Annotated in this window: 19 protein-coding genes; 11 read left to right on the plus strand and 8 right to left on the minus strand. The window is 70.1% G+C overall.

The genetic code is table 11. The features are described 5' to 3' along the window. Window positions 1–163: 163 nt before the first annotated feature. The 4 genes from ABC304_RS08610 to ABC304_RS08625 all read right to left on the minus strand — a co-directional run bounded on the left by ABC304_RS08610 (window position 164) and on the right by ABC304_RS08625 (window position 3,690). Entirely contained in the window at window positions 164–640 is a 477-nt protein-coding gene (locus ABC304_RS08610; RefSeq protein WP_412930193.1) for a MarR family winged helix-turn-helix transcriptional regulator, read from the minus strand. 11 nt (window positions 641–651) lie between these two features. Next, complete coding sequence (locus ABC304_RS08615; RefSeq protein ID WP_412932877.1) at window positions 652–2,454, minus strand: MDR family MFS transporter; 1,803 nt, start codon at window positions 2,452–2,454, stop codon at window positions 652–654. Window positions 2,455–2,622: 168 nt separating this feature from the next. Then, window positions 2,623–3,015 carry a barstar family protein gene (locus tag ABC304_RS08620; RefSeq protein WP_412930194.1) on the minus strand — a complete coding sequence of 131 codons (393 nt, stop codon included), beginning with the start codon at window positions 3,013–3,015 and terminating at the stop codon, window positions 2,623–2,625. Between the two features lie 18 nt (window positions 3,016–3,033). Then, window positions 3,034–3,690: a YqaJ viral recombinase family protein gene (locus ABC304_RS08625; RefSeq protein WP_127096297.1), complete on the minus strand. Its 657-nt coding sequence runs from the start codon at window positions 3,688–3,690 to the stop codon at window positions 3,034–3,036. Window positions 3,691–4,013: 323 nt separating this feature from the next. On the opposite strand from ABC304_RS08625, the gene rplJ reads away from it, so the two are divergent. Together rplJ and rplL are read left to right on the plus strand one after the other, a co-directional pair. Beyond that, window positions 4,014–4,529: a 50S ribosomal protein L10 gene (gene rplJ / locus ABC304_RS08630; protein ID WP_127096296.1), complete on the plus strand. Its 516-nt coding sequence runs from the start codon at window positions 4,014–4,016 to the stop codon at window positions 4,527–4,529. A gap of 49 nt (window positions 4,530–4,578) precedes the next feature. Beyond that, a complete protein-coding gene (rplL, locus tag ABC304_RS08635) occupies window positions 4,579–4,965 on the plus strand; it encodes a 50S ribosomal protein L7/L12 (protein WP_412930195.1) in 387 nt (128 codons plus the stop codon). Window positions 4,966–5,079: 114 nt separating this feature from the next. On the opposite strand, the gene ABC304_RS08640 is transcribed toward rplL, so the two are convergent. Continuing rightward, the gene (locus tag ABC304_RS08640) at window positions 5,080–6,120 is read right to left on the minus strand and encodes a LacI family DNA-binding transcriptional regulator (RefSeq protein WP_412930196.1); all 1,041 of its coding nucleotides are present in this window, start codon (window positions 6,118–6,120) and stop codon (window positions 5,080–5,082) included. 309 nt (window positions 6,121–6,429) lie between these two features. Between ABC304_RS08640 and ABC304_RS08645 the strand changes: the two genes are divergently transcribed. The 4 genes from ABC304_RS08645 (at window position 6,430) to ABC304_RS08660 (ending at window position 12,768) form a co-directional block, all read left to right on the plus strand. Next, window positions 6,430–7,743 (plus strand): ABC transporter substrate-binding protein, encoded by a 1,314-nt coding sequence (locus ABC304_RS08645; RefSeq protein WP_412930198.1) that lies wholly within the window; start codon window positions 6,430–6,432, stop codon window positions 7,741–7,743. Window positions 7,744–7,892: 149 nt separating this feature from the next. Then, window positions 7,893–9,242 (plus strand): carbohydrate ABC transporter permease, encoded by a 1,350-nt coding sequence (locus tag ABC304_RS08650; protein WP_412930199.1) that lies wholly within the window; start codon window positions 7,893–7,895, stop codon window positions 9,240–9,242. After that, window positions 9,239–10,216, plus strand: a complete 978-nt coding sequence (locus ABC304_RS08655; RefSeq protein WP_412930200.1) for a carbohydrate ABC transporter permease — start codon at window positions 9,239–9,241, stop codon at window positions 10,214–10,216. Before ABC304_RS08650 ends, ABC304_RS08655 begins: the two co-directional genes overlap by 4 nt. A gap of 122 nt (window positions 10,217–10,338) precedes the next feature. Beyond that, on the plus strand, window positions 10,339–12,768 hold the full coding sequence (locus tag ABC304_RS08660) for an HAD-IC family P-type ATPase (RefSeq protein ID WP_412930201.1): 2,430 nt from the start codon (window positions 10,339–10,341) through the stop codon (window positions 12,766–12,768). A gap of 30 nt (window positions 12,769–12,798) precedes the next feature. Here the strand turns inward: ABC304_RS08660 and ABC304_RS08665 are convergent, their stop codons facing one another. Genes ABC304_RS08665 through ABC304_RS08675 form a run of 3 tightly spaced genes read right to left on the minus strand, consistent with a single transcriptional unit; the run spans window position 12,799 to window position 14,669 of the window. Further along, a complete protein-coding gene (locus ABC304_RS08665) occupies window positions 12,799–13,245 on the minus strand; it encodes a hypothetical protein (protein WP_412930202.1) in 447 nt (148 codons plus the stop codon). A 22-nt stretch (window positions 13,246–13,267) separates the two neighbouring features. Then, window positions 13,268–13,948 (minus strand): DUF305 domain-containing protein, encoded by a 681-nt coding sequence (locus tag ABC304_RS08670; protein ID WP_412930203.1) that lies wholly within the window; start codon window positions 13,946–13,948, stop codon window positions 13,268–13,270. A 10-nt stretch (window positions 13,949–13,958) separates the two neighbouring features. Then, on the minus strand, window positions 13,959–14,669 hold the full coding sequence (locus tag ABC304_RS08675) for a thioredoxin-like domain-containing protein (RefSeq protein WP_412930204.1): 711 nt from the start codon (window positions 14,667–14,669) through the stop codon (window positions 13,959–13,961). A gap of 364 nt (window positions 14,670–15,033) precedes the next feature. Here ABC304_RS08675 and ABC304_RS08680 point away from each other — a divergent pair, with 364 nt between their 5' ends. From ABC304_RS08680 to ABC304_RS08700, 5 genes are all read left to right on the plus strand, one after another. Then, complete coding sequence (locus tag ABC304_RS08680; RefSeq protein ID WP_412930205.1) at window positions 15,034–16,422, plus strand: multidrug effflux MFS transporter; 1,389 nt, start codon at window positions 15,034–15,036, stop codon at window positions 16,420–16,422. Next, the gene (locus ABC304_RS08685; RefSeq protein WP_412930206.1) at window positions 16,419–17,180 is read left to right on the plus strand and encodes a phosphatase PAP2 family protein; all 762 of its coding nucleotides are present in this window, start codon (window positions 16,419–16,421) and stop codon (window positions 17,178–17,180) included. Before ABC304_RS08680 ends, ABC304_RS08685 begins: the two co-directional genes overlap by 4 nt. Window positions 17,181–17,242: 62 nt before the next feature. Next, window positions 17,243–19,201: a helicase HerA-like domain-containing protein gene (locus ABC304_RS08690; RefSeq protein ID WP_412930207.1), complete on the plus strand. Its 1,959-nt coding sequence runs from the start codon at window positions 17,243–17,245 to the stop codon at window positions 19,199–19,201. A gap of 66 nt (window positions 19,202–19,267) precedes the next feature. Beyond that, window positions 19,268–20,869, plus strand: coding sequence for an SDR family oxidoreductase (locus ABC304_RS08695; RefSeq protein WP_412930208.1), 1,602 nt, complete (start codon window positions 19,268–19,270; stop codon window positions 20,867–20,869). A gap of 220 nt (window positions 20,870–21,089) precedes the next feature. After that, the gene (locus tag ABC304_RS08700) at window positions 21,090–22,640 is read left to right on the plus strand and encodes a nucleobase:cation symporter-2 family protein (RefSeq protein WP_412930209.1); all 1,551 of its coding nucleotides are present in this window, start codon (window positions 21,090–21,092) and stop codon (window positions 22,638–22,640) included. Window positions 22,641–22,665 lie beyond the last annotated feature (25 nt).

Consider the following 22,665-nt stretch of genomic DNA (forward strand, 5'->3'; position numbering starts at 1 on the left):
GCCGACATCGGCCGCACTCCTCATCGAGAGGAGTTCCAGTCAAACGTCGCTGTGTCTCCGCGGTGTTACGCCGGTGCTACCGGCGCACTAATCCTGCGGCCCGCGTGTGTCGGGCGGAGGTCGGGAGCCTTCGGGCCGGCGATGAAGACCCGGTGGCGGCAGGTCAGGAGCCGTCGCGCGGCGACGGGGTGATGCCCGCCGTGAGGGCGTGCAGCAGCCGCGTGAGGTTGTCGATGTCGTCGATGCGCCAGGCATCGAGCGACTTCATCAGCGTGTCCTCCTGCGGCTCGCGCGCGGCCGCCAGCCGCTGCCGGCCGAGCTCGGTCGGCGACAGGATGCTGGACCGACCGTCGGCCGGATCGGGAGTCCGCTCCACGAGGCCGAGGCTCTCCAGCTCGCGCACGGTGCGGCTGATCTGGCCCTTGTCGGCCATGAGCGTCTCGGAGAGGGAGGACTGCGTGACCGCGCCGCGGTTCACGATGGTGGTGAACACCTTGTAGGCGCCCGGCAGCATGCCGGGGCTGACGCGTTCGGCGTTGGCCGAGATGATGCGGCGCACGCGGTTGAGCAGTTCCCCGAACTCCGCCTCGAGGGCGCGCACCGCAGCGGTGCGCGCCTCGAGGCTCTCGGGAGTGGTCATCGTCCTCGACATTACCGGCGGCTGAGACGGGTCTCGGACGGGGTGCGGGCAGGATTGCCGCGGCGCGTGCGCAGCGGACCGTCGGCGCGCACAGGGCTGTCGGTGCGCAGCCGGCTGTCAGCGCGGAGCCGGCTGTCGGCGCGGAGCGGGCCGTCGGTGCGGGTGGCGGGCTGAGCTGTCTCCACCGCGTGGTCGGCTGCCGCGGTCCGGGCGGTGCCGGTCGCGGTGAGCGTGCCCATCGCCTCGGGGACCGAGACGGTGGCGACATCGGCTTCGGCCGCCTGCAGGCGCTCGCTCGTGGTCATCGTGGTGAGCGGCTTGTTCGGCAGGAACAGGACGGCGATGAGGCTCACCACGGCGAACGGCACCGCGATGAGGAAGGAGTGCGAGATGCCGGTGGCGTAGACGTCCTCGAAGATGACCTGGAGGGCGGCGGGCATGTCGCGCACCTGGGGGAGCGTGCCCGACTGCAGCTGCGCCGCCCACTGCTGGGCCTGCGCGCCGAGGCTCACGAGCGCGGTCTGGAGCTCGTCGCGCCGGTCGCCGAGCTGGGTGGTCACGCTGGTGGCCAGAGCCGCCCCCATGACGGAGACGCCGATGGTGCCGCCGAGGCTGCGGAAGAACGTGACGCCGGAGCTGGCGACGCCGATCTCGGAGGGCGACGAGGTGTTCTGCACGACGAGCACGAGGTTCTGCATCGTCATGCCGACGCCCGCGCCGAGCAGGAACATGTAGACCGAGACGAGGGCGAAGTTCGTGTCATAGTGGATGGTCGACAGAAGGAACGCGCCCGCGGTCAGCAGCACGGCTCCGGCGATGAGGTACGGCTTCCACTGCCCGAAGCGGGTGATCAGCGCGCCCACGCCGACCGAGGACAGCAGCAGTCCGGCGATCATCGGGATGGTCATGAGGCCGGCCTCGGTCGGGGTCGCACCGCGCGCGAGCTGCATGTACTGGCTCAGAAAGACGGATGCGCCGAACATCGCGATGCCGGTGGCGATGGAGGCCACGACCGCGAGGGTGAAGGTGCGGTTGCGGAAGAGCGACAGCGGCACCAGCGGCTCGGGCGCGCGCAGCTCGTTCATGATGAACAGCACGGCGGCCAGCAGCGCGCCGCCGACCATGAGGGCGGTCGTCAGGCTCCACCACTCGAAGGAGTCTCCGGCCAGCGTCACCCAGATCAGCAGCAGGGAGACCGCCGCCGACAGCAGGACGATGCCGAGGTAGTCGATCGACACCTTGCGACGGGCGCGGGGGAGGATGTGCAGCGTGCGCTGGACGATGAGGAGCGCCGCGATGGCGAAGGGGAGCGCGACGTAGAAGTTCCAGCGCCATCCCCAGGCGTCGGTGATCACACCGCCGAGGAGCGGGCCGCCGACGGTGGCCACGGCCATGACGGCGCCGAACAGGCCCATGTAGCGACCGCGCTCGCGAGGGCTGATGATGTCGGCCATCAGCACCTGGCTGAGGGCGGCCAGGCCGCCGGCGCCGAGGCCCTGCACGGCGCGGAAGGCGATCAGCGTCTCGGGGTTCTGCGAGAAGCCCGCCGCCGCGGTGGCCAGCACGAAGATGACGATCGCGAGCTGGAACAGCACCTTGCGGTTCGTGAGGTCGGCGAGCTTGCCCCAGATCGGGGTGGAGATGGCCGTGGTGAGCAGGGTCGCGGTGACCACCCACGTGTAGGAGGTCTGGGTGCCGTTGAGATCGTGGATGATCACGGGCAGCGACGTCGAGACGACGGTGGAGGCGAGCATCGAGACGAACATGCCCAGCAGCAGGCCGGAGAGGGCCTCGAGCACCTGCCGGTGCGACATCTTCGGGCGGTCTTCGTCGAGCGCGACGGCTCGGGACGGCGTGGGGGCTGTGGTGGCCATGACGCGGCTTTCTTCTGAACGGGGATGACTCCGCGACGACGATGGCGCGTTAGTTGACTCGCATCAACTATAGCCGGATGGTTGACACGTGTCAACTATGCGATCGGGTCACTCCAGAACGAGGTCGACCTCCGGGTGACCCGCGAACACGTCCAGCACGATGTCGAAGTAGGTCGGCCCCGTTCCCGACTCCGCTTCGGCCAGCCGACGGCGGAAGCGCTCCTGGTCGAACACGTCGGGCTGCTCGAGCTTCCGGCGGTAGTACGCGACGGTCTCGCTGCGGCCGAGCGCCCGGCGGCTCGCCTCGGAGTCCCGCCACACCACTCCCACCGGATCGGTGGCGGTCGCCAACGCGCCGAACCCGCCGTAGCGGAGGTCGTCGAGCGCATCCAGGCTGTCAGCGAGCCGCCAGTCCTCCCCGCCCATGAAGACGCGGTTGATCTCGTCGTAGAACGAGGGGATGCCGCGGACGGCTGTTCCTTCGACGATGAAGGTGGTCACGGGGCGGCCGGTGCGCCGTCAGTCCGCCAGCGCCAGCGCGCGGAAGGGCTCACGCGGGGCGGTCGGCTGCGGCATCCGCTCGTCCTGCCGGCCTCGCAGATGACGGCGGTGCAGCTCGTCGATGAGTGCCGTGGCGAGGCGCACGAGCGAGGCGATCTCGACCTCGTCGCGCTCCACCCACGCGCAGTGCGGCTCGTCGCGGATCGGCACGAACTCCGCGTGCTGCTCCCAGGCGACGAGCGTGCGCTCCGCCCCGAGCACGTGCTGCTGCCACCACACCTGACGAAGATAGGAGCGCGGGATGCTGCGCCACGCCTTGTTGGTCGTCTTGATCTCGCAGAGCGTCACGCGACCGTCGCGGTCGACGGCGATGCCGTCGGGGGTCGCCAGGTGCCGCTTCTCGACCTCCGCGTGGAAGAGCGCGCTGGAGGGGAGGATGCCGTGGGTCGCGGCGACCCAGCCGGCGATCTCAGGCTCGCGCCGCCGACCGTGGGCGGTGTAGGCGTTGCCGGAGAAGTTCGAGCCCATCAGCTTGGCGTCCGCCGCGCGGGGGATGACCCGTTCGCTGGTGAGCGCCGCCACATCGGTCGCCGTGATCCCGCGGGAGCGAGCGCGCACCCAGGCCACTCGATCGCGGGAGTCCGCGACGATGCGTGCAGCGAGCTCGGGGGTCACCACTCGAGGCTAACCCCGGCCGCCGACGAAGTCCGCAGCGGCGGCCGTGTCGTGCATCCCGGCGGTCCGCGGCGATTTTGCCGTGACGGCGACGTCGCGTACTCTGGGGGGAGCCAAAGACCGCCGGTCATCGGAGTGCGCGAAAGCGCATGAAGATCGAAGCACTGCATCGCAGAGGCCCGCGCAGGTGTCACGAACGAATCTCCTTCGGGAATCCAGCTCCGTGCGCTTGCGCCGGAGCTTTTTGCATGTGTGCCGAGAAGACCGGATGCTGCGGCCGACGCCCGCCACCGCGGAGCGTCTCGTACATACAAGGAGTGGCCATGGCGCAGAAGGATGCATCGGTCGCCGAGCTCACGAAGAACTTCGAGAACTCGACCGCCGTTCTGCTGACCGAGTACCGCGGTCTGACGGTTGCGGAGCTCAAGCAGCTCCGCAGCGACATCCGTCAGGACGCGGAATACGCCGTGGTGAAGAACACGCTGACCAAGATCGCCGCGAACAACGCGGGCATCACCGCGCTGGATGAGGGTCTCAAGGGCCCCTCGGCCATCGCGTTCGTGCACGGAGACCCCGTCTCCGTCGCCAAGGGTCTGCGTGCCTTCGCCAAGGCACACCCTCTTCTCGTGATCAAGGGCGGCTATTTCGATGGCAACCCGCTGACCGCGGATGAGGTCAACAAGCTCGCCGACCTCGAGTCCCGTGACGTCCTGCTGGCGAAGCTCGCCGGCGCGATGAAGGCGACGATGACGAAGGCCGCTTATGTCTTCAACGCACTGCCGTCGAAGGCCGTTCGCACGGTCGACGCACTGCGCGAGAAGCAGGAGTCCGCGGCGTAGGTTCCGGCCTCACCGCGGTTGATTCGACACACCAACAAGGAGAAACATCATGGCAAAGCTCACCACTGACGAGCTTCTCGACGCCTTCAAGGAGCTCACGCTCATCGAGCTCAGCGAGTTCGTCAAGGCCTTCGAGGAGACCTTCGACGTCACCGCCGCTGCTCCGGTCGCCGTTGCCGGCCCCGCCGCCGCCGGTGGCGCCGCCGCCGAAGAGGTCGAGGAGCAGACGGCATTCGACGTCATCCTCGAGGCTGCCGGCGAGAAGAAGATCCAGGTCATCAAGGTCGTCCGCGAGCTCACCTCGCTCGGCCTCGGCGAGGCCAAGGCCGTCGTCGACGGTGCCCCCAAGGCAGTGCTCGAGGGCGCTTCCAAGGAGGCCGCGGAGAAGGCTCAGGCCGCTCTCCAGGAGGCCGGCGCTACGGTCACCCTGAAGTAATTCGACTCACGTCGAACGAGGCCCTCGGATGCGGAAGCATCCGGGGGCCTTTCTCATGCGGCGCTCTTCTCGTGCCGGCGCTCCGCTCGTGCGGGGCTGTGCGACCACCGCTGCTCACCGACCGCCGGTGTTGGCCTCGATCGCCGAGGACGCCCGGTCGACAGGAGCGGTGGAGCTGCGCACGATGAGCCGCGCCTGGAGCTGGAGCTCGATGGGCGCCACGCCGGGATCGGAGATGTGCTCCAGCAGCACACGCACGGCCTCCGCGCCCTGGGCACGCGGATCCTGCGCGAGCGTGGTCAGCGCGAACATCTCCGCGAACTCGTGGTCGTCGATGCCGACGACGCTGAGGTCGCCGGGCACCTGGATGCCCAGGCGGCGCGCGGCGATGATCGCGCCGATGGCCACCTCGTCGCACACCCCGACGAGCCCGGTCGGTCGTCGGCTCGCGTCGCTCAGCAGGTCGACGGCCGCGGCGTAGCCGCCCGGCATCGTGACCGCGGAGGAGATGTGGCAGACCTCGTGCGCGAGGCCGGCGTCGGTCATCGCCCGCGTGTAGCCGTCGAGTCGTCGGCGGTCGACGTCGGCCCAGTGGTCGCGCGGGTCGCCGCCGAGGAAGGCGATGCGCCGGTGGCCGAGCGCCAGCAGGTGCTCGGCGGCGCGGCGGGCGGCCGCGTCGTCGTCGAGCGTGATGGCGCTCGAATCGGCTCCCACGCCCACGACGCTGACGATCGGGCGGCCGATGCCGACGAGCCTCTCCAGCTCGCGGTCCTCCGGCTCGAGGCCGACAGCGATGAGCCCGTCGAACCTCTTGCGCGCGAGGAAGTCCTCGAAGATGAGCCGCCGCCCGTGGGTTCCGGGACGCGCGTCATACAGGGTGAGGTCGAGGCCGTGCTCGAGCAGCGCATCCTGGATGCCCTCGAGCACCTCCGCGAAGAACCAGCGGTTCAGATAGGGCATGATCACGCCGATGTTGCGCGTGCGGCCGGTGACGAGACTGGCGGCGTTACTGGACGCGACGTACCCCAGCGCGCGGGCGGCGTCCTGGACACGGGCGCGGGTGTCGGGGGAGACGTAGCCGTGCCCGGTGAGGGCCCGGCTGGCGGTGGCCTTGGAGACGCCGGCGCGGCGGGCGACATCGGAGATCCCGCTCACGATCCCTCCCTCCATCGGGCGGTGACGCCTGGTGCGCGACCGGTTCGAGGATAGCTTCGGCGGCCACAGAATGGAACCGATTCCAGTCACGATTCGGTGACGCCGTGGGAGCGCTACCACGCTGTCATTCCGGGGGTTACCGAGTTGTGATGAACGGGTGTTGCACGCGCGGTCGATGATCGCCTAGCGTGTGCATGGAATCGGTTCCCTAAGCATCGATCCAGGGGCAACAGCTTCGTGCGCGCTGGCGCGCACGACTCGACGAGGAGGCAGTACATGAATGGAATGCGGTCTACCCTGCACCGCCGCATGACGGTGGGATTGGGTCTGGTCGCCATCGGCGCCCTGACCCTCGCGGGCTGCGCTGAAGGCGGCGACTCGGGCGGCGGCAGCGCCTCCGGCGGCACGGAAGGTGCCACGGTCCGCATCTCGGGCGGCATCACCGGCACCGAGGCCGACGCGCTGAACCAGTCGTTCGAGCAGTTCACCGCCGACACCGGCATCAAGGTCGTCTACACGGGCGACAAGGGCTTCGAGGGCAACATCGTCACGAAGGTCAGCGGCGGCGACGCCCCCGACATCGCGATCGTCCCGCAGCCGGGTCTGCTCAAGACCCTCGTCGGCACCGGCGAGGTCAAGCCCGGCACCGACGCCGTCTCGAAGAACGTCGACGAGTACTGGGACGCCGGCTGGAAGTCGTACGGCACGTTCGACGACACGTTCTACGCCGCGCCGATGCTCGCCAACCTCAAGGGCTACGTCTGGTACTCCCCGGCGAAGTTCAAGGAGTGGGGCGTCGAGGTTCCCAAGACGTTCGACGAGCTGATGACCCTCACGCAGACGATCGCGGAGAAGTCGGGCGGCCCCTCGTGGTGCGCCGGCTTCGCGTCCGAGGCCGCCTCGGGCTGGCCCGGCACCGACTGGATCGAGGACATGGTCCTGCGTCAGTCCGGCGCCGACGTCTACGACAAGTGGGTCGCCAACGAGGTCAAGTTCACCGACCCCGAGATCAAGGAGGCGTTCGACGCCGTCGGCAAGATCCTCCTCGACCCCAACTACGTCAACGCCGGCTTCGGTGACGTGCAGAGCATCAACTCGGTGGCGTTCGCGGATGTCGCGGCCAAGGTCGCCGACGGCACCTGCCCCATGACGCACCAGGCGTCGTTCCTCTCGGCGAACTTCCTCACCGTGAAGAACGCGGCGGGCGAGACCCCGACGATCGCCCCCGACGGTGACGTCTACGCCTTCATCCTCCCGGGTGTGAAGGAGGGTGAGCTCGCCGTCGAGGGTGGTGGAGAGTTCGTCGCCGCCTTCTCCGACGACGAGGCCGTCCAGAAGGTCACGGAGTTCATGTCGACCCCCGAGTTCGCTGACGCCCGCGTCAAGCTCGGCGGCGTGGTCTCGGCCAACAAGGGCGCGGACCCGTCGCTAGCCTCCAGCGAGTTCCTGCAGGAGGCCATGAAGGTCCTCCAGGACCCCAGCACCACGCTGCGCTTCGACGCGTCCGACCTGATGCCGGCGACGGTGGGTTCGGGATCGTTCTGGAAGGGCATGGTCAGCTGGATCGACGGCACCCCGACCGACACGGTGCTGAGCGACATCCAGGCCGGTTACGACAACTGATCTGACACTGCACGTCCGGTGGGCCGTTCGCTTCCGCGGGCGGCCCATCGGACGGAACCGTCCCGGGGCAGACGGGGCAGCCGGCGGTAATTCGTCGATCGCCGGCGAGATCCATCCATGAGTCCGACGACGTGCTCGGAAGGGTAATCATGACCGATATCAGGCAGGCTCCAGCCACGGCGGCTCCACCGCCCGACCCGAAACGCGTCGAACGCAAAGACGAGCGGGTGGCGCGCACCCGACGCACGACCGGCCTCGTCGTCGCCATCGCGCTGATCCTCGCGGTCGCGCTCTTCCTCTTCATGATCACGCGGGCGCCCGCGGAGACGAAGCCGACCACGCTCGGCTTCTCGCTGAACAGCTTCTTCAAGTGGCTCGGTGAGCTCGGTCCGATCGTCCAGATCCCGATCATCGTGCTGGTGTTCGGCGTCGTCGTGGGCCTGCTGCTGCTCCTCATCGAGTACGCGCCCCGAGCCGGTCGCTTCTACTTCTGGCTGCGCCTGGCATCCTGCTTCCTGATCCCGGTCATCGCGTTCATGCTGCTGCGTCCGTATCAGAACGCGGTCATTTACGTCCTGGCGATCGCGGTGATCCTGGGCGGCGTGCTGTTCTACGCCGACTACCGCTCGCGCGAGGGCGCCGGCTACCTGTTCCAGCTCGTCCTCTTCGCCGCGCCGGCAGCGATCCTCCTCCTCATCGGCCTCATCTACCCGGCGCTGTCGACCCTGGTGCAGTCCTTCATGGACAAGACCGGGTCGGAGTTCGTGGGCCTCGACAACTACATCTGGACCTTCACGAACCCCGAGGGGTTCTGGTCGGTGATCAACACGATCATCTGGGTGCTGCTGGCTCCGACCATCGCGACCGCGGTGGGTCTCGCCTACGCGGTCTTCATCGACCGGGCCAAGGGCGAGCGCGCGCTCAAGATCCTCATCTTCATGCCGTTCGCCATCTCGTTCGTCGGCGCCGGCATCATCTGGAAGTTCGTCTACGACTTCCGCCAGGGTCAGCAGATCGGTGCGCTCAACGCGATCGTCACCGCCTTCGGCGGAGAGCCCGTGTCGTGGCTCGCCGCCGCACCGCTGGTGAACACCCTCCTCCTGGTCGTGGTGTTCATCTGGTCGCAGACGGGCCTGGCCATGGTCATCCTCTCGGCGGCCATCAAGGCCGTGCCGCCGGAGCAGATGGAGGCCGCCGAGCTCGACGGCGCCAACGCCTGGGAGCGTTTCATCAACGTCACCATCCCCGGCATCCGCTCCTCCCTCATCGTCGTGCTGACGACGATCGCCATCGGAGCCCTGAAGGTGTACGACATCGTCGCCGTCATGACCGGTGGCCGCAACGACTCCACCGTCCTCGCCTTCGAGATGGTGAACCAGCAGCAGCGCTTCCAGAGCTACGGTCACTCCGCGGCGCTGGCGGTCGTGCTGTTCATCTTCGTGCTGCCGTTGATCATCTTCAACGTCCGCCAGATCCGGAAGCAGAGGGAGATCCGATGACCATCTCTACAGTCGTCATCGAGCCGACGACAGACACCCGCACCGCCCGTCAGGTGGCACGGGACACCCGCAAGCACGAGAAGTCGGCGCAGAAGCGCCTCACCTCGAAGGGGGCCACGATCGCGGCCGTCGCGATCGCCTTCGTCTGGACGATCCCGACGTTCGGTCTGTTCGTCACCTCGTTCCGTCCGGGTGCCGACACACAGTCCTCCGGCTGGTGGACGATCTTCACCGACCCGGGCTTCACGCTGGAGAACTATCGCCTCGCGCTCACCTCGGGAGGCACCGCCCTCACCCTGGGTGCCTCGTTCCTGAACTCGCTGGCCATCACGATCCCGGTCGTGGTGTTCGCCCTGGCGATCGCCTCGCTCATCGCGTACGCCTTCGCCTGGATCGACTTCAAGGGCCGGAACTTCTTCTTCATCTTCATCTTCGCGCTGCAGATCGTGCCGCTCCAGATGGCCCTCGTCCCGCTGCTGAGCCTGTTCTCCCGAGGGCTCACCATCAACGAGGTCACCATCTTCCCGGGCTTCGACCTGCGCGGAGTGGAGCACAGCTTCGCCACGGTGTGGATCGCCCACGTGATCTTCGCGATGCCGCTGGCGATCTTCCTGCTGCACAACTTCATCGCCGAGATCCCCCACGAGGTCATCGAGGCGGCGCGCGTTGACGGCGCAGGACACGGCCAGATCTTCTTCCGGCTCATCCTGCCGCTCGCGGCCCCGGCCCTGGCGTCCTTCGCCGTGCTCGAGTTCATCTGGGTGTGGAACGACCTGCTGGTCGCGACGATCTTCGCGCCATCGTCATCGCTGCCGTTGACGCAGTCGCTCAACTCCCTGTCGGGCACGTGGGGCGACCAGTGGTTCCTGCAGTCGGCGGGAACGTTCATCTCCATCCTCGTTCCGCTGATCGTGTTCTTCGCCCTGCAGCGGTTCTTCGTGCGAGGACTCCTCGCCGGGGCCACGAAGGGGTAGTCCCGGAAGGAGTGAGCGGGGCCGGAGCGGATCGGGGGACCTGCGCCGGCCCCTCTCGTCTGCCTGGGGGAGGGGCCGCCCCGCACACCGGGGCGGCGCGGACGCCCCGCTATGGTGATCGCATGACAGCCTCGCCCGCGTCGCCGGACCTGACCGTCGTCGATGCGCGCAGGGGACTCTCGGCCGCGGAGGCGGCCGAGCGCGCCGCGTCCGGTCGCTCGAATGCGTTCACGGCCGACTCGAGCCGCAGCGCGTGGAACATCGTCCGCGCCAACGTCTTCACGCTCTTCAACGGCATCGTCTTCGGATGCTTCTTCCTGCTGTTCGTGCTCGGGCGCTGGCAGGACGCGCTGTTCGGCCTCGCCGCCACGGCCAACGCGATCATCGGCTGCGTGCAGGAGTTCCGCGCGAAGGCCGCGCTCGACCGGCTCGCGCTGCTCAACGCGCCGCTGGCGCGCGTGCGGCGCGACGGCGCCGAGGCCGAGATCCGCCCACCGGAGGTGGTGCTGGACGACGTCCTCGTGCTGCGCGCGGGCGACCAGATCCCCGCCGACGCGCGCATCCTCGAGGCGCGCGGCCTTCAGGTCGACGAGTCCATGCTCACCGGCGAATCCGATGCCGTCGACAAGGCGCCCGGCTCGGAGGTGCTCTCCGGCTCGCTCGTGGTGGCGGGTGACGGGGCCGCGCAGGTCGTCCGCGTGGGTGCGGACTCCTACGCCAACACCTTCGCCGCGGAGGCCAAGCGGTTCTCGCTCGTCGCGAGCGAGCTGCGGACGTCCGTCAACCGCGTGCTGACGTGGGTGAGCTGGGGCATCGGCCCCATCGGACTGCTCGTCTTCAACGCGCAGGTCATGGTGGCCGGAGGCTACGCCGAGGCGTGGCGCACGGGCAGCTGGGTGCAGGCCGTCGTCAACACTATCGCGTCGCTGACGGCGATGATCCCGCTCGGACTCGTGCTGATGTGCTCCATCGCGTTCGCGGTGGGCGCGTCGCGGCTCGCGGCGCGGCAGGTGCTGGTCAACGAGCTGCCCGCGGTCGAGGGTCTGGCCCGCGTCGACGTCATCTGCCTCGACAAGACGGGCACGCTCACCCTCGGGGAGATCCGCTTCGACGGCGCGCACGGTCTGCCGTCGCCGGCGACCGGCTGGGAGCAGGTGCTGGCCTGGTACGGCGCGGCCCCCGGCGCGAACGCCACCGCCCGCTGTCTGCAGGAGCCGTACCCCGTCACCGAGCCGCTCGTGCCGGGCGAGACCATCCCGTTCTCGTCGGCGCGCAAGTGGAGCGCCGTGTCGTTCGCCGGAGGACCCGCCGCGGGCACGTGGGTGTTCGGAGCCCCGGAGATGGTGTTCGGGGATGCTGCGGCCGATCCCTCCACGGAACTGGGATCCGTGGTGACGGAGCTCGCCGCCACCGGACGGCGCACGCTCGTGCTCGGGCATGCGCCCGCACCGCTCACCGCGCAGCAGGCCGAGGACGAGACGCTGCCCGCCGACGTCCGAGCGGTCTCGGTGCTCACCTTCCGCGAGAAGGTGCGGCCGGATGCCGCGCACACCCTCGCGTACTTCCGGCGGCAGAGCGTCGGCATCCGCATCATCTCCGGCGACAACCCGCGCACCGTCGCCGCCATCGCCCGGGAGGTGGGGCTCGACGTCGCCGAGGGGTTCGATGCGCGCCGGCTCCCCGAGGACGACGCGGCCCTCGCCGACGTGCTGGAGCGGGAGCACGTCTTCGGCCGGGTCACCCCCGACCAGAAGAAGCGCATGGTGGTCGCGCTGCAGTCGCGCGGACACACGGTCGCCATGACCGGTGACGGCGTCAACGACGCCCTGGCGATCAAGACCGCCGACATCGGCATCGCGATGAACTCCGGAGCAGCCGCGACCAAGGCCGTGGCACGCCTGGTGCTGCTCGACGGCCAGTTCTCGCACCTGCCCGACGTCGTCGCCGAGGGGCGCCAGGTGATCGCCAACATCGAGCGCGTCTCGATGCTGTTCCTCACCAAGACCGTCTACGCCACGGGTCTCGCGATCCTGTTCGGGGTGATGGTGCTGGAGTTCCCGTTCCTGCCGCGGCAGCTCTCCATCACCGACGGGCTGACGATCGGCATCCCGGCGTTCTTCCTCGCGCTGATGCCCAACACCCAGCGCTACGTGCCCGGCTTCCTCCGGCGCTCCCTGACCTTCGCCATCCCCGCCGGTCTGATCATCGCTGTCGCGCTGACCCTGTACACCCGCGGCGCCATGGCCCTCGAGGTGCCAGAGCCGGAGCTGCGCACGGGAGCGACGATCATCCTCGCCATCGTCGGCATCTGGGTGCTCACCGTGCTCGCGCGGCCGATCACGCGGCTCAAGACGCTGGTGATCGGCGCCATGTTCATCGCCCTCGTCATCGTGTTCACGCTCCCGCCGGCGACGCAGTTCTTCCAGCTCGTCGACCCGGGAAAGGAGGCGGCCTACCCCGTCGCCCTCGTCACGGCGCTCACCGTCGGCGGCATCGAGGCCGTGCGCTTCGTCCACCGTCGCGTGATCGCGAGAGCCGAGCGCGGCGCGTGACGCGCAGCCGCTCCGACTGATCCGGCCCGCTCAGGCCGCGGACGGCACCGGGGAATCGGCGGCAGCGGCGGGCCGCACGAAGAACCGCGCGCCGGGCGGGAGCCAGACGGCGGTGAGGATGAGGAGCTCGAGCAGGATCTGCGCGGCCTCCGTCCAATCCCACGTGTCGGCCACCGCGATGGTGATGACGTGGAGCACGAGCTGTGCGACCAGGTAGAGCGTGACGAGGATGCGCGACAACCGGCTTCCGCGGGAGAGCCCGGAGGCGACGGCGAGGGTGAGCAGGCCGAACAGGATGAGGCCGGCGCCGAGCAGCGACACCGGGAGCACGTCCTCTGGTGCGACGTCGTAGCGGCTGAGCAGGACGAAGGTGCCGACGACGACGTTCAGGATGCCGGAGAGGTAGACCATCACGACCGCGACGGTGACCACCACGGGTCTGCGGCGGGGGACGGCGGGCGAGGTCTCGGCGCTCACGCGACCACTGTAGCGGCCGGCCTCACCCGCACTGCAGGCGCGCCTGCATCGACGCCATCGCGTCGATCTCCGCCGTCTGCGTCTCCTTCATCGCCGCGGCGGTGTGCAGCACGTTCTGCTTCGAGCCGAGCTGAAGCACGGCATCCACCATCTGCACGGCACCCTGGTGATGACGGGTCATCAGCGACAGGAACAGGCAGTCACCGGTCGTGCCCGTCGCGGCGCGGAGGTCGTCGAGCTGTGCCGGGGTGGCCATGCCCATCGCCTCCTGCAGCTCGGCGTCGGTCTGCTGCGCCCCGTCGGCGCCGTGCGCGTGGCCGTCCGCCGCCGACATCCACTGCATCAGCGGGCCGCCGCTCTGCGGCTCGCCCCACTGGGCGAGCCAGTCGTACATCTCGCCCTTCTGGGCGGACTGCCCGGTGGCGATGTCGTAGGACAGGATGCGCAGCTCGTCGTCGTCGGTGGCGCGGTAGATGTCCATCGCCATCTCCACCGCCTGCGCGTGGTGCACCTGCATGTCGCGCGCGAAGCCGATGTCCGCTGCGTTGGGCGCGGGCTCTGCGACCGTGCCGAACGCGGTGAACCGTCCGATGGCGAACGCGAGCGCGGCGACCGCCACGATGCCCAGCACGATCAGGGCCCACGACCGGCGGGTAGGCGGGAGCGCGGTCCCGATCTGCTCGTCGTCGGTCGCGTCGGTCATCGGCGGGGCGTCACTGCTTGCCGGGGCCGTCGATCGCGCCCGAGCACGCGGCGTTGGGCTCGGGGGCGTTCTGGCTGCGCCAGTACTCCTCGAAGAACTCCCCGATGCGCGGGTCGTCGACCGAGTCGAGGGCGAGCTGGTGGTCCCAGGCGCTGAGCACGAGGGGGGAGTCGAGACCCTCGTAGGGCGAGAGCACCACGTAACTCGACGGCAGCTTCGTCTTCAGCGTGGCGAGGTCGCCGTCGCTCAGGGCCGCGGCGTCGTAGGTCACCCAGACCGCGCCGTGCTCGAGGGCGTGCACGGCGTTCTCGTTGACCTGCGGCTCGGTGTAGATACCGCAGTTCAGCCAGACGGCGTTGTGGTCTCCGCCGGCGGGCGGCGTCTGCGGGTAGTCGACAGGGCCGTCGACGTGGCGGGAGGTGTTGGTGAAGGTCTGGACGCCCTCGATCTCGGCGCCCGTGCTGTCCAGCGCCCCGTAGGTCACGGCCGGCTTCGGAGCGAGAACGAAGGATGCCACGACCACGCCGATGACGATGACGGCGGCCGCGGATCCCACGATCCACCAGGCGAGCTTGCTGCGCCGGCGGGCGGCGAGCTGCTTCTGATACTCGGCGAGCTTCTCCTGACGCTTCTGCTCGCGCTGCTGCTTCGTGGTCAGGGCGATGTCGGCGCGGATCGCCGGATTGCCGCTCGTGCGCTTCTCAGGGGGAGTCGGGGCCATGTGCGGGCTCTCGGCTGGGCAGCCCGTGCGGGCTGGGCGGTCTCGGAAGGTGCCCGTCCAGCCTATGCGGGCGCATGGGCCCCGATCTGGGAAGGTGCTCAGGATGCCGGCGCCGCGGCGGCCGCGAGGACACGGCCGCGAGGCGACGGGCCGCGAGGTGTCGTCCCGTTGGCCGGGAGGGAATATCGCGGCGCCGGGCCGCCTTTGCTACGATGAAGGTCGAATCGATTCGATGCGTTCCATCGGCTCTGTTCACTCTCTCGCCGGTGACCGCTCCCGCTCTTCGCCACTCCCATCCATCACTGTTCCGCCGCGCCCGACCCCGTCGGCGTCGCGACGCGTCCTCGTTCCCGAAGAAGAAGCCGTGCTCGACACTTCCTCCACGCCCGCCGTCCGTTCCTCCACCCCGGAGAAGGGCGTCGACCGACGCGCCGCCTCCGACGCCACGCCCACCGGCACCATCGTGACCGTGGGCGGCACGCCCATGACCGGCGCCGTCCGCACCGCCGGCGCGTCCGGCGCGACCGTGCACCCCGGCGATTCGATCTCGACGCCGCGCCGGATCGTCTACATCATCCTGCTCGGCGCTCTGACGGCCCTCGGTCCGTTCACGATCGACCTCTACCTGCCGGCGTTCCCGGTGCTCGAGGCCGACTTCCAGACGTCGGCGACCGCCATCCAGCTCACCCTCACCGGCACGATGCTCGGCTTCGCTCTGGGACAGCTCATCGTCGGTCCGCTCAGCGACAAGGTCGGCCGCCGCATCCCGCTGCTGGCCGTCACTGCGCTGCACGTGATCGCGAGCGTCGCGGCCGCCCTCGCGCCGACGCTGCTCCTGCTCGGCGGCGCCCGCGTGCTGATGGGCATGGGCGCCGCGGCCGGCGGCGTGGTGGCCATGGCCATCGTGCGAGACCTGTTCGGCGGTCGTCGCCTCGTCGTCATGCTGTCGCGCCTCGCGCTCGTCTCCGGCGTCGCGCCGGTCGCCGCCCCGCTCGTCGGCTCCGCGCTGCTGCTGGTCATGTCGTGGCGCGGCATCTTCGTCGTGCTCGCGATCTACGGCCTGGTGATGCTGGTGTGCGCGCTGTTCCTCGTGCCCGAGACGCTGCCGCGCTCCCGCCGCCAGGACCGCGAGACCACCACCGTGCTGCAGCGCTACAAGTCGGTGCTGTCGGACCGCGTCTTCATCGGCGTGCTCGTCATCGGCGGCATGACCTTCAGCGGGCTGTTCTCCTACCTGTCGAGCTCCTCGTTCCTCTTCCAGGTCACCTACGCCTTCTCGGCGCAGGAGTACGGGCTGCTCTTCGCCGTCAACTCCCTCGGCGTGGTCGCCGGCGTGCAGTTCGCGTCGCGTCTGGCGGCGCGCTTCGGCCCGCAGTGGGTCATGGCCTTCTCCACCGGCGTGCTCGTCGTCGCCTCGATCGCGATCATCGTGCTCGATCAGGCCGGCGCCGGCCTCTGGGGCATCATGGTGCCGCTGTTCCTCTTCATGACCGCGTGCGGCTTCACGTTCCCCTGCGTGCAGGTGCTGGCGCTGGACCGTCACGGCAGCGCGGCCGGCACCGCGGCATCCCTCATCGGAGCCGTGAACTTCGGCGTCGCGGGTCTCATCTCGCCCGTCGTCGGCTGGGTCGCGCACGACGCCGGCATCACCGCGACCACCATGGCCTCGGTCATGGCCGGCTGCGCCGTCATCGGCCTGCTCTCGCTGTGGCTGCTGGTGCGCCCCCGCACCGTCGGTCAGCTCGCTCCGTGACCGACGGGGAGCGCGCGGGCGAGCCGGTCGTGCAGCGGCGTCGCGGGAGCGGCGACGGCTGGCATGATGGGGCGATGTCCCCGACGTCGAGCGTGCGCCCCTTCCGGTGGAGCCGGCTGACGTACCTTTGGATCGCGCTCGCGCTCTTCGCGGCGGCGACCGCCCTCGGCGCGGTCATCCTGTACGTGCGCGGCGACGCGCCGTTCGCGGTCGACGTCTGGTGGAACACCCTCCTCGCCCAGAGCCGCACCGAGAGCCTGCTCTGGGTGTCGTTCGCGATGAACTGGCTCGGCGGCGGGTGGTTCGGCATCTTTGGACTGCCGTTGATCATCGCGGCGGCGCTGGCGATCGCGCGACGGCCGTGGGCTCTGGTGTTCTTCCTCGCGTCGGAGGTGCTCAGCGCCGGGCTCGTGCAGATCCTCAAGCACACCTTCGGCCGCGCTCGGCCGGAGGACATCATCGTCGTCTCCGACTTCGGGTCGTTCCCCTCGGGCCACGTCGCCAACGCCACCACGATCGCCGTGGCGCTGATGGTGCTCTTCCCCCGCCTGTGGGTGCGCATCGTCGGCATCGCGTGGGTGCTGCTGATGGCCTTCTCGCGCACCTACCTCGGCGCGCACTGGCTCACCGACACCATCGGCGGCGCACTCGTCGGAACCGGTGCGGTCCTCGTGCTGGTCGCCGTCATGGCGCCGCGTCTCACGGCAGAGGCGGACCGACGAGCGGATGCCGCGGCTCTCCGCCGCGCCCCCGCCTGAGTCGCCCGCACCGCCGCCGATCGCGCCGCACCGCGGCGTGCCCCGCTCACTAGGCTGAGCGCATGAGCGACCCCTCGTCCCCGACCGATCCCGCCGTCGCCGCCGCAGAGGCCGAGCTGGCGCGGCTGCGCGCCGAGTCCGAGGCCGCCGAGGCGCAGCTCAAGGCCGCGCAGGCCCGCGCCGCGCTCGCCGCCGCAGAGGCCGCGGCCGCCCGAGCTGCGGCGGGTGCCGGGCCGGCCCCCGCCGAGACCGGCGGAACGGATGCCGCGACCGCACCGGCCGCGGAGGGTGCGCCCGCAACGGCTGCGGAGGGTGCGCCCGCAACGGCTGCGGAGGGTGCGCCCGCCCCGTCCGCAACCGCCCAGTCCGCCCCCGCACCGGCCGCGCCCGCGGAGGGACCGCTGGACGAGACGCAGGTTGCGGCGGTCGCGAAGGGGTACACGTTCGAGGCCGCCACGCTCGACCTCGGCGCGCTGATGAACGGCGAGCCGAGGGCCGACGTGCAGGTCCGCATCCCGCTGGGCATGATGAACCGCCACGGACTCGTCGCGGGCGCGACGGGCACGGGCAAGACGCGCACCCTGCAGGGCCTCGCCGAGCAGCTCGCCGCCAAGGGCGTGCCGGTGTTCGCGGCCGACATCAAGGGTGACCTGTCGGGCGTGGCCACGCCGGGGGAGTCCAGCGAGAAGCTGCTGGCGCGCACGCGGGCGATCGGACAGGACTGGGCACCCGCAGCATCCGCCACCGAGTACTTCGCCCTCGGCGGCGTCGGCAAGGGCGTTCCGGTGCGCGCGACCGTCTCGGGCTTCGGACCGCTGCTGCTGAGCAAGGTGCTGGGTCTCAACGAGACGCAGGAGTCGAGCGTCGGGCTGGTGTTCCACTACGCCGACGCGAACGCGCTGCCGCTGGTCGACCTGTCCGACCTGCGGGCGGTGCTCACCTACCTGACGAGCGATGAGGGCAAGGGGGAGCTGAAGAGCCTGGGCGGGCTGTCATCCGCCACCGCGGGGGTCATCCTGCGCGAGCTCATCACCTTCGCCGACGGGGGCGCCGACGTCTTCTTCGGGGCTCCGGAATTCGAGGTCACCGAGTTCCTGCGCACGGCCGCCGACGGGCGGGGCATCATCAGCCTGCTCGAGGTGCCGGGGGTCGCCGACAAGCCCGCCCTGTTCTCGACCTTCCTGATGTACCTGCTGGCGGAGCTCTACGAGCTGCTGCCCGAGGTCGGCGACCTCGACAAACCGAAGCTGGTGTTCTTCTTCGACGAGGCGCACCTGCTCTTCCGCGACGCGTCGAAGGACTTCACCGCCGCGATCGTGCAGACGGTGCGCCTGATCCGCTCGAAGGGCGTCGGGGTCTTCTTCGTCACGCAGACGCCGAAGGACGTCCCGTCCGATGTGCTCGCGCAGCTCGGCTCGCGCGTGCAGCACGCCCTCCGTGCGTTCACTCCCGACGATGCCAAGGCGCTGCGCGCGACGGTGGGCACGTACCCGAAGTCGGGCTACGACCTGGAGCGGGTGCTGCAGGAGCTCGGCACCGGCGAGGCGATCGTCACCGTGATGAGCGAGAAGGGCTCGCCCACGCCCGTCGCCTGGACGCGACTGCGCGCGCCGCAGGGGCTGATGTCGCCGACGCCCGACGACCGCATCGATGCCGCGGTGGCGGCATCCCCGCTCCTGCCGAAGTACGGGACGGCGATCGATCCCGAGTCGGCCCGCGAGATCCTCACGGAGCGGATGAACGCCGCCGAGCAGAAGCACGCCGCCGAGCAGGCCGCCGTCGAGCAGGCCAAGGCCGCCGCCGAGCTGGCCAAGCAGCAGGCTGCCGCCGACAAGGCGAAGGTGGCCGCCGACAAGAAGGCGCAGGCGGAGTACGACCGGCTGCTCAAGCGCACGCAGGGCACGACGCGCACGTCGTCGCGCCCGCAGAAGTCCACCATCGAGAAGGTGCTGGGATCGCGCTCGACCCAGACCATCCTGAGCGGCGTGATCCGGGGGCTGTTCGGCAACGGGCGCCGCTGACGAGGGCGCGTCCGGCCGCGCCGTCAAGCCCTCGTCGGGGTGGATGCTGCGATCTAGGCTCCGAGCATGGTCGATACCAGTGCGCCCACCGGTCGGGAAGAGACGCTGCGGGCGGTGCCCCGCGCAGACGGCACGGCACCCCGTGCGCTCGTCCTCGGAGCCACCGGCTACATCGGAGGCAGGCTCGTGCCGCGGCTTCTGGCCGCGGGGTACCGCGTGCGGGTGCTGGCCCGGGACACCTCGCGCGTGGCGAACCACGAGTGGGGGAACCGCGTCGAGGTGACCGAGGGTGTGGCGGAGGATGCGGAGGCGATGGCCGCCGCGGTGGAGGACGTCGATGTGCTCTACTACCTTGTGCACTCCATGGCCGCAGGCAAGGAGTTCGAGACGGCTGACCAGACCGCGGCTCGCACCGTCGCGACGGCGGCGGCCGCAGCATCCGTCGGTCGCATCATCTACCTCGGCGGACTGCACCCCGATGACGCCCCGCTTTCGGCGCACCTGCGCTCGCGGGTCGAGGTCGGCGACATCTTCCTGCGCTCGGGCGTGCCGTCGCTGGTGCTGCAGGCGGGCGTCGTGATCGGATCGGGGTCCGCCTCGTTCGAGATGGTCCGCCACCTCACCGAGGTGCTGCCGTACATGCCCGCGCCGAAGTGGGTGCGCAACCACATCCAGCCCATCGCGGTGCGCGACGTGATGCACTACCTGCTCGGTGCCGCGCGCGTGCCGGCCGACGTGAACAGGGCGGTCGACATCGGCGGGCCCGACGTGCTGCGCTACGGGCAGATGATGAACGGCTATGCCGTGGAAGCGGGTCTCAAGCAGCGCGGCATCGCGGCGCTGCCCGTGCTCACGCCGCGGCTCGCGTCGCACTGGGTCAACCTCGTCACGCCCATCCCGGCGGCGCTCGCCCGCCCGCTGGTCGAGTCGCTGCAGAACGACTGCGTGATGAAGAACCACGACGTCGACGGCCTGATCCCGCCGCCCGAGCAGGGGCTCACGCCGTACCGGCAGGCGGTCAAGCTCGCCCTCGGTCGCATCCGCGAAGACGAGGTGGAGACGAGCTGGCAGGACGCCGATGTGCTGGGCGCGCCCAGCGACCCGCTCGCGAGCGACCCCGAGTGGGCGGGTCGCACGGTCTACACCGACGCCCGGTCGACCGAGACGAGCGCCCCGGCGGAGTCGCTCTGGCACGTGATCCAGGCGATCGGCGGCGAGAACGGCTGGTATTCCTCGCCGGTGCTGTGGGCCATCCGCGGCTGGATGGACAAGCTCGTCGGCGGTGTGGGCCTCGCCCGCGGCCGCCGCAGCCGCGGCCGGCTGATGGTCGGCGACGCCCTCGACTTCTGGCGCGTGGAGGCGATCGAGCCCGGCAGCCTGCTGCGGCTGCGGGCCGAGATGAAGGTGCCCGGCACCGCGTGGCTCGAGCTGCGCGCGACGCCGACCCCGACCGGCAGCCGCTACGACCAGCGCGCCATCTTCTTCCCGCTCGGCCTCGCCGGACGCCTGTACTGGCTGGCGGTGCTGCCGTTCCACGGCTTCATCTTCAGCGGCATGGCGGCCCGCATCACCGCGGCGGCGGAGCAGCGCACGGACGCGCAGGCCGGGGGAGCCGCGCACGACGATGCCGGCGCCGTCGAGGCGGAGAAGGCGGACGCGGCCGTCTGAGCCCGATCGGCCGAGGTCGGGTCCCTGCGCGCGGGTCGCAAGCCCCCCGACCTGCGACCCGCGCGTCAGGTCGATCATCCGAGATCGGTGTTGCGGCCGCGTAACAGCACGATGAAAACTTCGCCGCGGGAGCGGCCGCCCCGCGCGGCCGGACGTAGTCTGCCCGCAAGCGATGGGGCGGTTCGTCCCGGCGGCCCGCTCCCGGAGAGGAGTGGACCATATGGCTGCACCGGACGTCACCGACCGCAGGGCGGCGAAAGCCGCGCGACGGGAGGGCAACACCGTCGACGGCATCCCGCCGCTGGCCCGCCTGTTCCCGCTCGGTCTGCAGCACGTGCTGGCCATGTACGCGGGAGCCGTGGCGGTTCCGCTCATCGTGGGGGGCGCGCTGGGCTATTCCGCCCAGGACCTCGCCTTCCTGATCAGCGCAGACCTCTTCGTGGCGGGGATCGCGACGATCATCCAGTCGGTGGGCTTCTGGCGCTTCGGCGTGCGACTGCCGCTCATGCAGGGGGTGACCTTCGCCGCGGTCGGCCCGATGATCGCGATCGGGCAGAGCGAGGGCATTCAGGCGGTGTTCGGCGCGACGATCGCGTGCGGACTCTTCATGATCCTCATCGCGCCGTTCTTCTCGCAGCTGCTGCGCTTCTTCCCGCCGATCGTCACGGGCACGGTGATCCTCATCATCGGCCTCTCGCTCATGCGGGTCGCCGCCGGCTGGATCGTGGACGGCTCCACCGAGGGCGCGCCGCCCATCAACGTCGCCTTCGCGTTCGGGACGCTGCTGCTCATCGTGCTGATCGAGCGCTTCGCCCCGCCCGCCCTGCAGCGGGTCTCGGTGCTGCTCGGCCTCGTGCTGGGCACGGTGGCGGCCCTCTTCGTGCCGGGGATGGTCGACTGGTCGGCGGTCGGCGAGGCCGACTGGTTCGCGGTCGTCACGCCGTTCCACTTCGGTCTGCCGACCTTCCAGGTCGCGTCGGTGGTGTCGATGCTCATCGTCGCGATCGTGATCATGACCGAGACGACGGGCGACATGATCGCGGTCGGCGAGATCGTCGACAAGCCGGTGAACCGCCGGCAGCTCGCGGACGGACTCCGCGCCGACGGCCTCGGCACCGTCATCGGCGGCATCTTCAACACCTTCCCCTACACGGCCTTCGCGCAGAACGTCGGGCTCGTCTCGCTCACGGGCGTGCGCTCCCGGTGGGTGGCCACGATGGCCGGCGGCATCCTCGTGGTCCTCGGCCTCATCCCGAAGATCTCCGCGATCGTGGAGGGCGTTCCTCGGGCCGTGCTCGGCGGCGCCGGCATCGCCTTGTTCGGCATGGTCGCGGCATCCGGGATCCGCACCCTCGCGAAGGTGCGCTTCAACAACAAGAACGTGCTGATCGTGGCGGTCTCGGTCGGGGTCGCGCTGCTGCCGACGGTGACGCCGACGATCTACGACCAGTTCCCGCAGTGGTTCACGCTGATCTTCGATTCCGGCATCAGCGCCGGCGCGATCACGGCGATCGTGCTGAACCTCGTGCTGAACTCGGACGAGATGCGCCGGACGCACGGCGACGACGCGCACATGGGCGCCTACGACGCCGTGCGCGGCCCGGCCGCCGCGGCTCTGGTGCATCCGCAGGCGGAGGGCACGGGCCTCATCCCCACGCAGGCGCTGTCCGACGAGATCGCCGCCGAGCAGGGCGGCGACGGGATGCCGGTGGAGGCGCCGTCCATCGGCGAGGTGGAACGGTCGCGCGGAGCCGGCTCTCCGCCCGACTGACCGGGTGTCCGCGCGTCGGCACCGC

The organism is Microbacterium jepli, assembly GCF_047237905.1.
Lineage (GTDB): Bacteria > Actinomycetota > Actinomycetes > Actinomycetales > Microbacteriaceae > Microbacterium.

Bases quoted from the DNA above. Each gene is read 5' to 3' on its own strand.
- ABC304_RS08675 (WP_412930204.1), bottom strand. From the start codon at position 14,669: ATGGCCCCGACTCCCCCTGAGAAGCGCACGAGCGGCAATCCGGCGATC.
- ABC304_RS08670 (WP_412930203.1), bottom strand. From the start codon at position 13,948: ATGACCGACGCGACCGACGACGAGCAGATCGGGACCGCGCTCCCGCCT.
- ABC304_RS08695 (WP_412930208.1), top strand. From the start codon at position 19,268: ATGGTCGATACCAGTGCGCCCACCGGTCGGGAAGAGACGCTGCGGGCG.
- ABC304_RS08660 (WP_412930201.1), top strand. From the start codon at position 10,339: ATGACAGCCTCGCCCGCGTCGCCGGACCTGACCGTCGTCGATGCGCGC.
- ABC304_RS08610 (WP_412930193.1), bottom strand. From the start codon at position 640: ATGACCACTCCCGAGAGCCTCGAGGCGCGCACCGCTGCGGTGCGCGCC.
- ABC304_RS08655 (WP_412930200.1), top strand. From the start codon at position 9,239: ATGACCATCTCTACAGTCGTCATCGAGCCGACGACAGACACCCGCACC.
- ABC304_RS08645 (WP_412930198.1), top strand. From the start codon at position 6,430: ATGACGGTGGGATTGGGTCTGGTCGCCATCGGCGCCCTGACCCTCGCG.
- ABC304_RS08700 (WP_412930209.1), top strand. From the start codon at position 21,090: ATGGCTGCACCGGACGTCACCGACCGCAGGGCGGCGAAAGCCGCGCGA.
- ABC304_RS08615 (WP_412932877.1), bottom strand. From the start codon at position 2,454: ATGTCGCACCGGCAGGTGCTCGAGGCCCTCTCCGGCCTGCTGCTGGGC.
- ABC304_RS08650 (WP_412930199.1), top strand. From the start codon at position 7,893: ATGACCGATATCAGGCAGGCTCCAGCCACGGCGGCTCCACCGCCCGAC.
- rplJ (WP_127096296.1), top strand. From the start codon at position 4,014: ATGGCGCAGAAGGATGCATCGGTCGCCGAGCTCACGAAGAACTTCGAG.
- ABC304_RS08690 (WP_412930207.1), top strand. From the start codon at position 17,243: ATGAGCGACCCCTCGTCCCCGACCGATCCCGCCGTCGCCGCCGCAGAG.
- rplL (WP_412930195.1), top strand. From the start codon at position 4,579: ATGGCAAAGCTCACCACTGACGAGCTTCTCGACGCCTTCAAGGAGCTC.